Genomic DNA, 14,452 nt, shown 5'->3' with positions numbered 1-14,452 from the left:
GAAGCCCTTACCACCAGATTACCATGAGCAATTACACATCAGCGGACGTTCCGGAATCCAGCCGCGTAGTCATTGACCCCGTGACGCGCATTGAAGGCCACCTGCGCGTGGAGATGGAGGCCGGAGACGGCGTGATCAAGAACGCCTGGACCTCCACCACGCAGTACCGCGGCATTGAGGTGATCGCCTGCAAGCGGGACCCGCGGGACGTATGGGCCTTTGTGGAACGCATCTGCGGCGTATGCACAGGCACGCACGCCATTGCGGCCCTGGCCGCGGTGGAGGACGCCCTGCAATATCCCGTGCCCGTCCAGGTGCGCCTCATGCGGGACCTGGTCAGCGGCGCGCTGGGCATCCAGGACCACGTCATCCACTTTTACCAGCTCCAGGCCATGGACTGGGTGGACGTGATGTCCGCCCTGAAGGCGGACCCCAAGGAGACCGCCGCCATCGCCAAATCCCTTTCAGACTGGCCCCTGTCCTCCGCCACGTATTTTGCGGGCGTGCAGCAGAAGCTGAAGGATTCCATCGCCCACGGCCAGTATTCCATTTTCACGAACGGCTACTGGGGCCACCCGGCCTACAAGCTGCCGCCGGAGGTGAACCTGCTGGGCGTGGCGCACTACCTCCAGGCCCTGGTCTGGCAGCGGGACATGATTAAGATCCATACCATCCTGGGCGGCAAGAACCCGCACCCGAACTTCCTGGTGGGCGGCATGGCCTGCGCCATCAACATGAACAATGACCAGGCCATCAACCAGTTTTCCCTGAGCTACCTGAAACAGCTCGTCCAGACCTGCCATGACTTCATCCACAAGGTGTATTATCCGGACATCGTGGCCATTGCCGGATTTTACAAGGATTACGCCCACATCGGCGCGTCCAACCCCAACTTTTTCTGTACCGGGGACCCGTCCGAAATCAATACCGGAGCCCCCGCCGGCAAGGGAACGATCAAGCCCGGCGTGCTGCTGAACGGGGATTATAAAAACGTGCTTCCCTTTGACCAGGACAAGATCAAGGAATTCGTCACCAGCGCCTGGTACAAGTACACGGAAGGCCGGGACGCGGGCCTGGCCCCGTACGACGGGGAGACGAACGCGGATTACAACGGCCCCCGGCCGCCCTACAAGTGGCTTTCCGACCACCCGCAGTACACCTGGGTGAAGGCCCCGCGCTATGACGGCCACGCCATGGCCGTGGGCCCGAACGCCCGCATGATGATCGGCTACGCCCAGGGGGTGCCCGCCATCGTGGAGCGGGTGGACGCCGCCTGCGACAAGCTGGGCATTCCCCGTGACAACGCCTTCCTGAACTCCACGCTGGGCCGCGTGTACGGCCGCTCCCTGGACGCCCTGATCAACGTGGACATGATGGTGGACCAGCTCCAGGAAATGACGGACCGCATCAAGAATGGAGAGACCGCCACCTTCAACCCGGAAAAATGGGAGCCGGAAACCTGGCCCTCCTCCTGCAAGGGCGTGGGCTGGGTGGAAGCGCCCCGCGGCAGCCTGAGCCACTGGGTGCGGATTGAAAACGGCCAGACGGTGAATTACCAGGCCGTGGTGCCCAGCACCTGGAACAGCTCCGGCCGCGACGCGGAGGGGCAGATGGGGCCGTACGAGTATTCCCTGGCCCATACCGGAAAACACCCGCTGGTGGACCCCACCCGCCCGGTGGAGCCCCTGCGCACCGTTCACAGCTATGATCCGTGCCAATCCTGCGCCGTCCATTTGTTTGACGAGGAAGGGGAGGCCATTCTGACCAGACAGGACCCGTGAAAACGATTCTCATAGACAATGACCTCACCCTGGTGGTGGAGGACGCCATTCCGGCCACCCCGGCGGATACGCCGCAGAAGGTCCTGGCCCTGGCCGTCTGCGCCTCTCCGGACGGCAGCGCGGACCCCGGGGACCTGGCCCTGCTCCACGCCGCCAAGGAGCGGAACGTGGCGCTCCCATATGCCCAGCAGAAGGACTCCTGGGAGGCCCCCTCCCGGGAAAGGCCGTACAGCACGGTCATGCTGAAAGCCACGGACAGGGAGGACGCCGCCCCCTTCATGGTGGCGCGCGGCAGCCTGAGGGCCCTGGAAAAATTGTGTGAGGCGGGCCACCAGGAAAGGGAGCGCATCGGGAAGGCTTTTGAGGAGTTTTCCTCCTCCGGCTTTGAACCCGTAGCCATCGCCGTGCACCGCCCCGGCGCTCCGTGGCAGCTGCTGGGCGTGGTGCCCATGCACGCCATGCGGGACGTGCGCAGCCTGGCCAAGGCCAAGGCGAACTTCCGCTACTTCCACGTATGGGACTGGCCGCTGCGCGTGCTGCACTGGACCTGGGTTTTCTGCATCATCGGCTTGGCGGCTACCGGCATCTGCATTGCGGAAGGGTGGTTCCTGAAAATGGGGGACCTGCACGGGGCCTTCCAGTTCGGCACGCTCCGCTTCGTGCACTACGCGCTGGGGTGGACCCTGGTGGTGGTGATGATGCTCCGCTTTTCCTGCTTCTTCATGGCGTCCAACAAGTACCAGAGCTTCCGCGCCCTTTTCCCCATTTCCAGGCAGCAGTGGAAGGACCTGTTCGCCACGGCGTGGGACTACGTGTGCGCCCGGAGCGCCCTGGCCCCCCGGTACATCGGCCATAATCCCCTGCAGCAGTGGACGTACACGGGCGTTTACGTCCTGTTCACCACCATGGTGGTGACCGGGCTGGCCCTGTATGCGCTGTACGAGCCGCGCCACTGGTTTTACCACTGGTTCATGCCGCTGAACGACCTGATAGGCATTCCGTACGTGCGCCTGGTGCACCTGATCGGCATGTGGTGCTTCATCATCTTTGCCATGATCCATGTGTACCTTTCCGTCCTCTCCGGGAACGTGGACCGGGACGGCACCATCTCCTCCATGTTCAGTGGCGGCCGCTGGCTGCGCAAGGGCGTCAAATTCCGGGATGAATAACTACCTTTCCCCCGCACTTTCCATGGAATCCGAGGAATATACGGAAGAACTCCGGGGCTGCCCCGTGAAGGGAAACGCCTATCCCGTGCTCGTGCTGGGCGTGGGCAACCCGCTGATGGGGGATGACGGCATAGGCGTGGAACTGGCGCACCGCCTCCAGGAGCGGGATTACGGCCCCCTGGTCCATGTGGAGGAAGGCGGCACGCTGGGCATGACCCTGCTGCCCCTGCTGGAAGACGCGGATACGGTCATCCTGCTGGACGCCGTCAGGACGGGAGCCCCTCCGGGGAGCGTGGTCACCCGGAGCAGGGATGAAATCCCGCGCCATTTTTCCCATGTCATTTCACCACACCAGATCGGCATGAAGGAGGTGCTGGGCGCGGCCCAGCTGTGCGGCACCCTGCCACGCGCCATCACGCTGGTGGGAGTGGAGGCGGGGCATACGGACTTTTGCCAGCCCATGTCCGCAGAGGTGCGTGGTGCCGTGCCGCAGGCGCTGGAGCTGGTGGAAACCCTTATTTCCCGTGCGCTGGCGGAACAGGACGCGCATGCATGAGGTAGGCATCATGGAAGGGGCGCTGGACATGGCCCGGCAGCTCATGGAAAAGAACGGGGGAACCCGGCTGATGCGCGTGCACATGACCATCGGCAGCCTGAGCGGCGTGGTGCCGGAGGCCCTTCAATCCGCCTTCCTGGCCCTGAGAGACGCTTATGCGGCGCAAGACGCCGCCCTGGACGTCACCTGGGTGGAAGCCCTGTGCCATTGCGACGCGTGCCGCGCGGATTTTTTCTTCACGGAACACGGCTACATCTGCCCCGGCTGCGGGGACCCCGCCCTGGCCATCCTGCGCGGGCGGGAGCTGGAGCTGACCCGCGTGGAGTGGGAGTAATCCGCCATGCGGAAAACTGCGTTTTCCCCCGCCCGGAAGAAAATAAGGTAAATTTACCCGAACATTTCTCCCTTCCGGACGGTCTAATACCATTGGCGCGCATCCACCGCGCCGCGAACGCCAACCCAGCTATAGGACCAACGCCATGAGCAATATCAACCCATTCATTCTAACAGGGATGATGCCGCTTTCAGCCTCATCCATGAACCGCGTCTCCTACATGTGCCCGGTCACCATCAGCAATGACGTGGTGCAGGGCCAGACAGACATTCAGGATTCCCTCACCGTTGATTCCGGCGGAAATCTTTACATCATTAACGCCCCCGTTTACGTGGGCGGCCCCAACCAGCCGGACCACGGGCACGGCACGGCGCACCTGATCATCCGGAACGGAGGCACCCTGACCCTCCTGGGCAACCTGCCGGACCACATGACCGTGTTTCTGGGCAGCAAGGCCAAGGGAAGCCTGGAGATCAACGGAGGGCGCCTGCTGATGGGCCAGGGGCGCATCCAGGGCTCCAGGGAGCACGAAGGCAGGATCGTGATGACGGACGGCTGGCTGTTCGCTTCAGAGGTGGACCTGCCCGCCGAAAACTCGGAACTTGTCATTAAGCACGGCCTGATGCGCATCAGGAAGTTCTCCGGGAACGTCTCCACCCACATTTACGGCGGCGTGCTGCACGTGAAAGAGGAGGCCCATGCCAGCCGCATCCACCTGGTTGACGACGGGGTGCTGCTGCTGGGCAGCGTCACCAGCCAGCCTTCCGCGGACGTGATGGCGGGCGCGGGCATCAATTTCCGCGGGGACGGCGGCGCGCTGGTTATCCGGGTGCCCCATCCGGAAAACGCTCTGACGCGCACGCGGGAGGCGGAGCACGTGTTTGACGAATTGCTCAGAAGGGGCAAGCTCTTCCATGACAGCGAACCCATGACCAGCTTCCTGGGGTTCAACATGCGGGAATTCACCGGGCATGACAGCCTGACGTATGCCGCGCTGCGCCCCGCCGCCCAGTTGCGGGCGGAACAGAACCAGGTCACGCGCCTGCTGCACTCCTTCATGTACGGCGGCAGTGAAAAGGAACTTCCCATCTGAACCGCGCCGGGACGAAAGCCCCCTGTACAAAAAAGCCGCCGGCAAAAAACGCCGGCGGCTTTTCCATGTAGTTAAAACAGGAGGTACCCGTTATTTCAGGAACTTGATCGTGAGGGGCATCACGTAATCGTAATCCCCGTTAGCCACCTTGACGGCATTGATGATGGAGAGGACGAGCCAGGCAATCACCACGATAATCAGCAGGGGAATGCCAATCAGCACCATGCACAGGAGGAGGCACACAAGCGTATAAATCGTCCAGGAAATCTGGGCGTTCAGAACATTCTTGCCCAGACGGTCCACCAGAGGATTTTCATTCTTCCAAATCAGCCAGCAGATCAGCGGGGCAATAATGTTCACGCCTACTGATGATCCAAAAAGGAGAGACACCAGCGGGGAAACGCCCGTAATGACCGCCTGGGTGGCATCAGGCTTTTTTTCAGGAGCGGGCTCCTGAACCGGTTCCGGCATTATTTGTTGTTCTTCGTCCATAAAATTCAAGGCGGTGGAGAAGCGGGGAGGGAACGGAACCCTTTTCCATTCATTTCCGCTTCAGTCCATTTCTTTTTCCCACATTCCGCCCCGTAGTCAAGCTCCCAGACCGTTTCCCGGGTATAAAAAGCCTGTCCGAGCAATCATCCTTGCCTCCACGGCGCCAAGGAGCTACACATGCAGGCCATGACCAACGCCCTGATGCCGCTCACCCTTTCCGTCTGCCTGGCGGCCTGTTCCCCCTGCGTGCCGGAGATTCTGCCTCCCGCCTCCTCCGTCACCCGCCGTGAAGCCCTTGAAATCAGCAGGGCTTACACCGCCATGGCCTGGAAGGGCTCCTCCCGGAACATCCGCCATGGAAAGGACCCGGACGGCATCCGCATTGACACGCCGGACGCGGATGCTCCCGGCGGCCATGCCGGCGCGTGGTGGCGGCCCGGCAAATGTTCCACGGGCATGCCGTACAAATGGGGCGGCTTTGACACTCCGCGCCAGTTCGCCGCCCGTTTGAAGGCGGACGCCGCCAGCGGAGGCGCGCCTGCCGCCGCCGGAGACATGGGAACGGCGGAAAAACAGGCGGCGGGGGATGCAGCCGTCAGCCGCTTTGCCGCCGGGGTGGACTGCTCCGGCTTCGTCTCCCGCTGCTGGCGCCTGGACAGGCCCTTTTCCACGCGGGAGCTTCCGGCTCTTTCCGTACCCATTCCCTGGGAGGAACTCCGCACGGGGGACATCCTGATAGCGCCGGGATGCCATGTGCTCCTGTTCATCCAGTGGGAGGGAACGGAAAAAGGCAGGTTTCTGGGAAGCGAGGCAGGCCCCCTGCCCGTCTGGAAATGCGGGGAGCACGTTTTCAGCCGCCCCAGCCTGGAAAAGAACGGCTATCTTCCCATGAGATACAAGGGCATGCTGCCGGCCCGCGGCCCTTCCAATGCCTGTTCCGGAAGCAAAGAGCGCCCCGCCATCCGGAGATGACGGGGCGCTGTAAAAGCCACGGCGCAGGCCGCTGCATGGAACAGGCAGTTACTGCGGCTGCACGTTCACGTTAAACACCTTTCCCTGGAAGGAAGAACCCAGTTCCTTCAGCGGGAGCACAAAGGTGGAGCGCACCCCCTTGGTGCGGGGTTCAAAGTTTTCGTTAGGGTTGCGGAAGCTCTTGAGGGTCATGGTCCCCGCGGGCTGCCCGTCAATGAGCAGGCTGGTTTTCTCCGGTTCACCCACAATCTCAACCTTCACCTTCTTGCCGACGGGCAGCTTGGTTCCGAAGGAGAATTCCAGGGAATCATCACGGCGGAAGCCCATGGTGCCATCCTTCATGACGGCGAACAACTCCCCTTCAGGGCCGGAAAGCAGCACCTGTTCCTTCCCTTCCGGAGCGGCGGAAAGCTCAAGCTCCATGGTGAGGCGGTAGTTGGGCCCCAGGGCGGGCTGGTTCAGCTGCTGGGGCAGTTTGCCCGGAACCACGGAGAAGGGCTTGGAGTCCTTCCACTTGTGGAGGGGGTTGGTGCGGGGGGCTTCCCCGATGGTCTTCACCAGTTCACGGTGCTCTTCAAAAGAATCCGGAGCCTTGGCCTTGCCCCACATCTTCTGGGACAGCACGTCCATGGAGCCGGAAATAACGCCCCAAATGTCATAGGGAGCATAGCCGGAATGCTTGAGGTCCGTTTCATCATTCCAGACGGCAAAGGTCGCGCCGATGAGCTGGGGATGGCCGGAAGGCAGGGTTTCATTCCCGACGCGGTTGGGAATCCAGTTGTTATAAAGTCCCTTGTGGTTCCTGTCCATGCGGTAATAATTGGCGTAGGGCACCACGTACAGGGCGCTGTCATTGGTATTGATGACGTCGTAACCCAGGTTCACGGCTTCCCAGGCCCTCATCCATCCCGTACTCCAGAGGTTCATCTGAACGCCCTTGCTCACCACGGGGGTTTTGCCGGGCTTGGTGCTCAGGCTGCCCCAGATGCGGGGGGTATAGCCGCGCTTCAGGGCGTGCTTCAGCACGGCGTCCGCAAAGTGGCGGTAATCTTCCTTGTCCCCGTAAAACTCGTCCGCGCCCACATGCACCACCTTGCTGCCGAACACCGGGCGTCCCAGCTTGGGGTCTTTCAGCAAATACTCGTCAAATACCTTGCCCACCAGATTGATGGTTTCCGGGTTGGCGGCGTCCAGCATCTCGCTGCGGCGCTTTTCATGGTTCATGGGTCCCTTGTAAATAAGGTCCGGGCGCAGGCGGGTAAAGGAAAGCGCGTGCCCTGGAGTGTCAATCTCCGGAACGATGCTGATGCCGCGGCGCGCGGCGTAATCCACCAGTTCAACAAACTCCTTCTTGGTGTAGAAAAGGTCCTTGGCCGTAAGGGGAACGCCGTCCTTGCCCTTCATGTTGGACTCCAGGCGGAAGGCGGCATAGAGCTCCTTGAACGGGTCACGGCCCTTGTCCACATACATTTCATGGAAAATGAAGTTGTTGTTAATGACCAGGTGCAGATCGTTCATCTTGTACCAGGCCATGGTGCGGATCACGTCCTTCAGGTAGCTGAGGGGATACGGCGTGCGCGCAACGTCCAGCATGAAGCCGCGCAGCTGGAAGCGGGGGAAGTCCACCGCCGTGCCGCAGGGAACGCTGCCGGGCGTCTGGCGGAGCATCTGCAGCAGGGTGCGCGTACCCCAGAACAGGCCGGTAGGGGTGGCCGCGCCAATGCGGATTCCGTCCCTGGTCACCTGGAGCCGGTAGCCTTCCCCGCCCAGATTGCCGCCCTTGAGCACGGAAAAGGAAATATCCGCCTTGGCGCCGGGAGCCACAAACTTGACCTTGCGCCCCAGCACGTCTTCCATATCCGCCGCAAACGTTTGCGCCAGCTCCTTTTCCGGGCACGCTACGGTAACGGTATTCCCCAGCTTGTATTCACCCTGGCCGCCCTTCCATTGCAGGATTTCCGGGATAATCCTGGGCTTCGGGTTGCCCTGGGAGGCGTTCGGAGCCTTGAGCATGATTTCATAATCCTTGCTGACGGCTTCCTTGCCGTCCTTGGTCACCTTGAAGCTGACGTTGACCGGAGTGTCTGAAATGACGGGAGCTATTTTCCCCTTGCTGTTGATGAGCTCTTCGTAATCGGCCCCCAGCAGCTTGATCTGGGCTCCGGAAGCGCTGGGCATCGGCAGCTGCCTTGCGCCCGCTTTCACCTCAGGGATGGAAAGGGAGTTCGCAATCTGCTGAGCATCCTGCCCCATCAGCGGAGACGCCGCAAAGGCGGCAAGCATCAGGAATATGTTCTTCTTCATTATGTTGGTTTGTTCCGGGGAAAAGGTAAGTCCGGGGTTTGTGCTAAGAAATACGCGGCTTTCCTTCATTTCTTGCACGGAAGCAGGAAAAAAGGCCGAGCGCCCCTTTCATATAACACAGGCGCTCCCCCATGTCTATTTTGAAAGAGCCGCGCTGCCCGGGAACGGTTGCCGCAGGGGACCGCGCCGCTCCTTCACGTGCGGGGATTAAAAAGGGAGATGCCGCTTGCACGGCATCTCCCGGAAAGTTGGCCTGTCCCCGTCTTCCGGCGGGAAAACGGATCAGGCGCGGATGTCAATCACCTCACTGGCGGGGAAGCGCACCTTGGCCTCCCGGGCGTAATCGTCATCCTGCGCGCGGTAGCCCAGGGCCACGCTCACCACGGAGCGGTACGGCGTGCCGTCCAGCCCCAGGATCTCATCATACTTTTCACGGTCCATGCCGCCGATGGTGCAGGAATCCACCCGCAGGGCGGCCGCCGCGCTGAGCAGGAAGCCCACGGCAATGTATACCTGGCAGTCCAGCCAAGTGTGCATTTTTTCCGGCGTCAGGGATTTTACGTAGCCAGTATAGAAATCAGCGGAGGAAGCCAGCTTTTCCGCGGACGGGTGGCGCGTGAACTCAATCTGGGTCAGGTAGCGGTCCACATCCCGCTGGGTGGCCGTCCTGCGGGCGCACAGCACCACGTAATGGGAGCAGTCCTCCACCTGGGACTGGTTCCAGGAGACTTCCCGCAGGCGCGCCTTTAATTCCTTGTTCGTCACCACCACAAATTTCCAGAGCTGGAGGCCCAGGGAAGACGGGCTGAGGCGCAGGCTTTCCGCCAGCGCGTGCCACGTGGGTTTCTCAATACGGGCATCAGGGTCAAACTTCTTGCAGGCGTAGCGCCATTCAAGACCGTCAATGTATTGTTCAGGGGAGATCATAACAGGTGAGACAGGATGAACGCTTAAAATGTTTAAAGAACTTCCCTTAAAACTTCAATGCAGCGGGCATTTTCCGCGGGAGTGCCTATGCTGATGCGGATCCACTCCGGCAGGCCGTAGCCGTCCTGCGCGCGGACGATCACGCCCTTGGCCAGCATGTCGCTGAACACCTTCCGGCCCTGCCCCACCTTCACCAGGATGAAGTTGCCCTGGCTGGGAATCCATTCCAGGCCCATTTCCCTGAAGGACTCTTCATAAAAACGCATGCCCGCGGCGTTGTTTTCCACCGTGCGGCGCACGTGCTCCGCGTCCGCCAGGGCGGCCAGGGCGGCCTCCTGCGCCAGCACATGCAGGTTGAACGGCGCGCGCGCCTTATGCAGCATGACGGTGACGTGTTCCGGTGCCACGCCGTAGCCCACGCGCAGCCCCGCCAGCCCGTAGGCCTTGGAGAAGGTGCGCAGCACGATTACGTTGCGGCCCTCCCGCACGAACTTCAGCGTGTCCGGAGGGTTGTCAGAAAACTCCCGGTACGCTTCGTCAAAGCACACCAGCACATGTTCCGGCACCTTGTCCATGAACTCGTCAATCTCCTGCTGGGTCACGACGGTGCCCACGGGGTTGGTGGGATTCGTGATGAAAATGATGCGCGTCCTGTCCGTAACGGCGTCCAGAAAGCCGTTCAGGTCATGCGTCCAGTCCGGCTTGTTGGGTACCTCCACGTACGTGGAACCGAACAGCTGGCTCATGACCGGGTACATGGAAAAGGCGTGCCTGGCGGCCACCACCTCCGCCTGGGGGTTCAGCAGGGCATGGCACATCAGTTCAATCACCTCGCTGCTGCCCGTTCCCACCACGGTCTGGCCAAACTCCACGCCGCAGAACTCCGCAATGGCGGAACGCAGCCGGAAAGCCGCGCCGTCCGGATAAATATTAACGCCGGCAGCCGCGCGGGCAACGGCCTCCACCGCCTTGGGGGACGGCCCCAGCGGATTTTCATTGGACGCCAGTTTCACAATATCATGAGGGTCCAGGCCCAGTTCCCGGGCCGTCTCCTCAATCGGCTTGCCCGGCTGATAAGCCACCAATTCCAGCACATGCTGATTTGCGAAACTTTCAATACTCATAGCGGCGGAATGTTACCGCCATTCCCCCCTTCTGGCAATACGGATTTCCAGCCGGGAAATTCCCCTATCCCCGTGAACCAAAGGGAGCCGGCTCCCCTGCCCGCCCGGGGCGCTCCGGCGCTCAAAGACCGCCTTACGGAACGTACCTGCCCGGCATTTCCTCCCGCGCCCGGCGGGTCATGGCCGTGATGAGCTCCGTTTTCCCTTCCGTATAAGCGTCACGGTTGAACTCAAACTTCTCTTTTAAAGAGCGTTTGAGCGCGGCGTATTTCCGCGCCTCTTCCGGGTGGGCGGCCAGGTAGTCCCGGAAGTAGAGTTCATCCCAATCCCGCCAGGGGCGCACATGCAGGTGGAAGGCCTGCCCCCGGAAGCCTTTCTCCGTATACCCCTTCACCAGCACCAGGCGCATCTGCTCCTGGTCACGGTGCATCTCCCGGTAACCGCACTTCTCCACCAGGGAAGGAATTTCAAAAACCAAGGAATCCGGCCCCACCTCCAGCAGAATGTCAATGGTGGGTTTGGCCGCCAGGCCGGGAACGGATGTACTGCCGAAGTGGGAAAGGCGCCGGATGCAATGGCCCGGCACGGCGGATTCCAGGGCATCCTTTTCCCTCCGGTAGATTTCCGCCCATTCCGGCCTGGGATCACTTAATATAACAGGGAACAGCCGCCAAAGCTCTTCAAGGTTCATGGAGGGCAAAGCGGATTCATCCGGAAGACGGCTGGACATTCCCGGAAGATACGGGAGACGGGGGGAGAAGTCAATTTCCCCGGCGCCCCTGCCCGGCAGCCGCCGGGGAAGCGCATCCCTTCTTCCCGGATTCCCCCGCCTGCCCTGCCCGTTCCCGCACCGGGGGCGGCACCGCAGCGCCTGGTATCCCGCCACGACAAAGGCGAAGGCGGTCACCGCCAGGAAGGAGCGGAACAGCCAGGCCAGCAGTTCCCAATAAATCTCTTGAGTCATGCGGAAGGTTTTTTACCGGAGGACGATCCGTTGCCCACATCTTCCCGGAGACGTTTGACAGCAGAGGCAATCAGGGTAGCTTTATCCAGCAGGCAACGGTCCACCTGGAGAGCTTCGGCTTCCGCATCCCGGAAAAAATGGACGGATAACGGCATTTTCCCCTTGATTTGAATTTTTTTCTGACTCTTTTTTTTATTTCCCGCCTTCATAAAAATCCTTCTTTTGGTGCAATAATGGCCTCAACAGCCCTCTTACGCTGCCATAATGCACCTGAAATGGTATTTCAGTCAACGAAAATATACCATTAAAGTTACCTTTTACAAAAAAGGTTGAAAAATCGCACCATTCCCGTTATAAATTATTACATGAGTGAGAATCAGGATGAACTCAAGGTGCAGATCAAGGCTTGGCTGAAAGCCCAGAACATCCCGCGCAATGAATTTGCGGCGGCATGCTTCGTCTCCCCCAACACGCTCCGCAACTGGCTTGCCAAGGTGGCCATTCCCAAGGACAAGGAAGCTCTCATCCGGCTCATGATGGAAAAGACGGAAGGGGAGAAAAAACTGAAGGAGGCGGCAAGAGCCAATTGGAAACCCTTTGCCGTTCTGCTGAGCGCAGAGGATTACAAGCTCATTGAAGAAGCCGCCAAAAGAGACAACATGACGGTGGAGGAATGGGCAGAGGCCACCCTGATTAAAGATGCCCAGAAGAGGATGAAGAATTATTACGACGACGAGAGCAGCATCCTGAACGATACGCCCATGGCCGCGGAAATTCCGGAGGAATACGGAGCTCCCAAATCTTCTTCCCCTTCCAGTTCTTCGTCCTCCGCCCCCTCTTCTCCCCGCCGCAAACCGCGGCGGTAAACTGCAGGGGATATGAAACGCCCTTCCGGAACAGGAAGGGCCTCCCTCTGACGGTTCCCTTGACTCAAATCCCCCGGCGCCCTGCGGTTCCGGGGGATTTTTATTCCGGCACCCGGCGTGCCGCAAGGGTTTGCGGCAACTGAACCGGGAATGGGCATGAGCGGACGGTCTTAATTTAAAAGGCGCGGCCTGCGGGCCATGTTGGGGAAATTACCGCAAAGGGTTGCTGTGCCTCAGTTTGTTTTTTCTTGCCTGGCATGTCCAGGGAGTTCTATCATATTAATGATGAGACAACTACTCTGCCTGCTGCTCCTTTCCGCCTTCTGGCTCCCGCTTTCCGCCCTGGCGGAAACGGTCCAGCCCCCTCCGTCCATTGCCGTCAGGATAGTGCATCCGGACAGCCTGACGCTGGCCCGGGAAGGGAAACCGGCCCCGGAAGGGTACACGCCTTATGTGTATGAATTCCTCACCCGCGACGGAAAAATGCAGCGGGAACGGCTGTTTCTGAAAGACGAACCTGTCATTACGGAGAGGGAGGTGGAACGGGCAGACGCCGACCTGAGCACACCGGGACAGATCAACATCACCCTGAACACACGGGGCGGAAGGGAGATGAAAAAGACGACCTCCGCCATGAAACTGGGGCGTGACCGTCTGGCGGTTCTGGTCCATGGAAGGGTAACCATGGCTCCCGTCGTGCAGGCCATTCTTTCCAATACCTTCGTCATCTCCGGACTGGACAAGGCAAATGAAGCTGAAAACCTGGCTGAACTGCTCAACCGCAGGGCTGCCGCCGGAAAGGCTGCTTCCTTTACTCCCCGTGACCTGGCACTGTATGCCGTTCATCCGGACAGCGACCGGCTGGTGAAGGAAGGAACGCTCTCCGTACCGGGCTACCGGCTTTGGAGCCGCCCCGGCACGGAGGAAGGAAAGAACGCGGAGAAGGAATACCTGTTTCTGGGGAACGTCCCCATCGTCACCGGGGATTACGCCCAGTCCGCACGCCCCAATCCGGATTATCCGGGGCATCTGGACATCGTCTGGAATGAAGATGCGTACAGGAAGCTGGAACAGGCCTGCGCCGCCCTCCGGCCCGGCAAGGACAGAATAGCCGTGGTCCTGCGCGGAGACATCCTGTCCACGCCCGTGCTCCATGGAATGCCCTCCCACAACACCCTCATTTCCGTACCGGGGGATGACCGCCGGCTGGATGACCTCTGCACGGCCATCAATACCCAGCTTCCGCCGCTCACGGAACAGCAGCAGAGGAAAGCGAAAGAGGAGCTGGCCGTTTATCCCGTGCATCCCCGCAGCGCGGAGCTGGAACAGCGGTTCCTCCCGGAACTCCGGCAGGGGAAAACCATTCATCTGAAAAGCGGGTTCCGCTCCGTCCCTTACACCCGCCCTGATTTCCCGGAGCCTGTTCCATCCTGGGCCTTCATCCGGCAGGAATCCCTGATCGGCCCGGAGGATGTCCGGTACGCGGCACGGGAACAGGACGGAACCATCATGTACAGCCTGCTGCCCCAGGCGTGGAAGAAGCTGCGTTCCTTCATGGACGGAAGTCCAGCGGGAACCGTGGCCGTGGCGATTGTCTTCCAGGGGAAAATACACCAGGTATTCAACATCAAAAACAACTTGTGGCAGATGTGGGGAATCCCCCTGATCACTTCCATTCAGCCCATTTCCGTCATTTGCATTCTCACTCCGGAAGAGGAACGGCGCATGCACCGGGAATTCCTGTATCACGTCTTCAGGGATATGCTGTTTCCCGTCAGCCCGTGGTTCTTTAAAAACTGCGTTCCGTTCCGTACGCTGGGTGAACAGAAGCCTTTTTTAATGATTGATTCCGGCCTGGACCGTCCCTGAT

At 60.6% G+C, this 14,452-nt stretch carries 13 protein-coding genes; 8 read left to right on the top strand and 5 right to left on the bottom strand.

Going from position 1 to position 14,452, the window contains the following annotated elements:
- Nucleotides 1-23 precede the first annotated feature (23 nt).
- The 5 genes from CXU21_RS01445 to CXU21_RS01425 all read left to right on the top strand — a co-directional run bounded on the left by CXU21_RS01445 (nucleotide 24) and on the right by CXU21_RS01425 (nucleotide 4,933).
- Entirely contained in the window at nucleotides 24-1,781 is a 1,758-nt protein-coding gene (locus CXU21_RS01445) for a nickel-dependent hydrogenase large subunit (RefSeq protein WP_102724783.1), read from the top strand.
- Nucleotides 1,778-2,950, top strand: coding sequence for a cytochrome b/b6 domain-containing protein (locus tag CXU21_RS01440; protein WP_102724782.1), 1,173 nt, complete (start codon nucleotides 1,778-1,780; stop codon nucleotides 2,948-2,950). The genes CXU21_RS01445 and CXU21_RS01440 overlap by 4 nt, the downstream gene beginning before the upstream one ends.
- Nucleotides 2,943-3,506, top strand: a complete 564-nt coding sequence (locus CXU21_RS01435) for a HyaD/HybD family hydrogenase maturation endopeptidase (protein ID WP_180972573.1) — start codon at nucleotides 2,943-2,945, stop codon at nucleotides 3,504-3,506. The genes CXU21_RS01440 and CXU21_RS01435 overlap by 8 nt, the downstream gene beginning before the upstream one ends.
- Nucleotides 3,499-3,840, top strand: coding sequence for a hydrogenase maturation nickel metallochaperone HypA (locus CXU21_RS01430; RefSeq protein WP_102724780.1), 342 nt, complete (start codon nucleotides 3,499-3,501; stop codon nucleotides 3,838-3,840). The genes CXU21_RS01435 and CXU21_RS01430 overlap by 8 nt, the downstream gene beginning before the upstream one ends.
- Before the next feature lie 145 nt (nucleotides 3,841-3,985).
- Nucleotides 3,986-4,933: a hypothetical protein gene (locus tag CXU21_RS01425; RefSeq protein ID WP_180972572.1), complete on the top strand. Its 948-nt coding sequence runs from the start codon at nucleotides 3,986-3,988 to the stop codon at nucleotides 4,931-4,933.
- Between the two features lie 90 nt (nucleotides 4,934-5,023).
- Here the strand turns inward: CXU21_RS01425 and CXU21_RS01420 are convergent, their stop codons facing one another.
- Nucleotides 5,024-5,425 (bottom strand): DUF4870 domain-containing protein, encoded by a 402-nt coding sequence (locus tag CXU21_RS01420; protein WP_146016898.1) that lies wholly within the window; start codon nucleotides 5,423-5,425, stop codon nucleotides 5,024-5,026.
- Between the two features lie 186 nt (nucleotides 5,426-5,611).
- On the opposite strand from CXU21_RS01420, the gene CXU21_RS01415 reads away from it, so the two are divergent.
- Nucleotides 5,612-6,397, top strand: coding sequence for a hypothetical protein (locus CXU21_RS01415; protein ID WP_146016897.1), 786 nt, complete (start codon nucleotides 5,612-5,614; stop codon nucleotides 6,395-6,397).
- Between the two features lie 48 nt (nucleotides 6,398-6,445).
- On the opposite strand, the gene CXU21_RS01410 is transcribed toward CXU21_RS01415, so the two are convergent.
- From CXU21_RS01410 to CXU21_RS01395, 4 genes are all read right to left on the bottom strand, one after another.
- Entirely contained in the window at nucleotides 6,446-8,701 is a 2,256-nt protein-coding gene (locus CXU21_RS01410) for a beta-hexosaminidase (RefSeq protein ID WP_180972571.1), read from the bottom strand.
- 282 nt (nucleotides 8,702-8,983) lie between these two features.
- Nucleotides 8,984-9,628, bottom strand: coding sequence for an NAD(P)H-dependent oxidoreductase (locus tag CXU21_RS01405; RefSeq protein WP_102724775.1), 645 nt, complete (start codon nucleotides 9,626-9,628; stop codon nucleotides 8,984-8,986).
- Nucleotides 9,629-9,660: 32 nt separating this feature from the next.
- A complete protein-coding gene (hisC, locus tag CXU21_RS01400; protein WP_102724774.1) occupies nucleotides 9,661-10,752 on the bottom strand; it encodes a histidinol-phosphate transaminase in 1,092 nt (363 codons plus the stop codon).
- Between the two features lie 133 nt (nucleotides 10,753-10,885).
- Complete coding sequence (locus tag CXU21_RS01395; protein WP_219723142.1) at nucleotides 10,886-11,716, bottom strand: GrpB family protein; 831 nt, start codon at nucleotides 11,714-11,716, stop codon at nucleotides 10,886-10,888.
- A gap of 365 nt (nucleotides 11,717-12,081) precedes the next feature.
- On the opposite strand from CXU21_RS01395, the gene CXU21_RS01385 reads away from it, so the two are divergent.
- Complete coding sequence (locus tag CXU21_RS01385) at nucleotides 12,082-12,582, top strand: hypothetical protein (protein ID WP_102724773.1); 501 nt, start codon at nucleotides 12,082-12,084, stop codon at nucleotides 12,580-12,582.
- 282 nt (nucleotides 12,583-12,864) lie between these two features.
- Nucleotides 12,865-14,451, top strand: coding sequence for a SecDF P1 head subdomain-containing protein (locus CXU21_RS01380; RefSeq protein ID WP_102724772.1), 1,587 nt, complete (start codon nucleotides 12,865-12,867; stop codon nucleotides 14,449-14,451).
- Nucleotide 14,452 lies beyond the last annotated feature (1 nt).

It is taken from the genome of Akkermansia muciniphila (assembly GCF_002884975.1).
GTDB classification, from domain to species: Bacteria; Verrucomicrobiota; Verrucomicrobiia; order Verrucomicrobiales; family Akkermansiaceae; genus Akkermansia; species Akkermansia muciniphila_C.
Note: the sequence above shows the minus strand (reverse complement) of the source record. Positions and strands in the feature narration are given on the sequence as shown.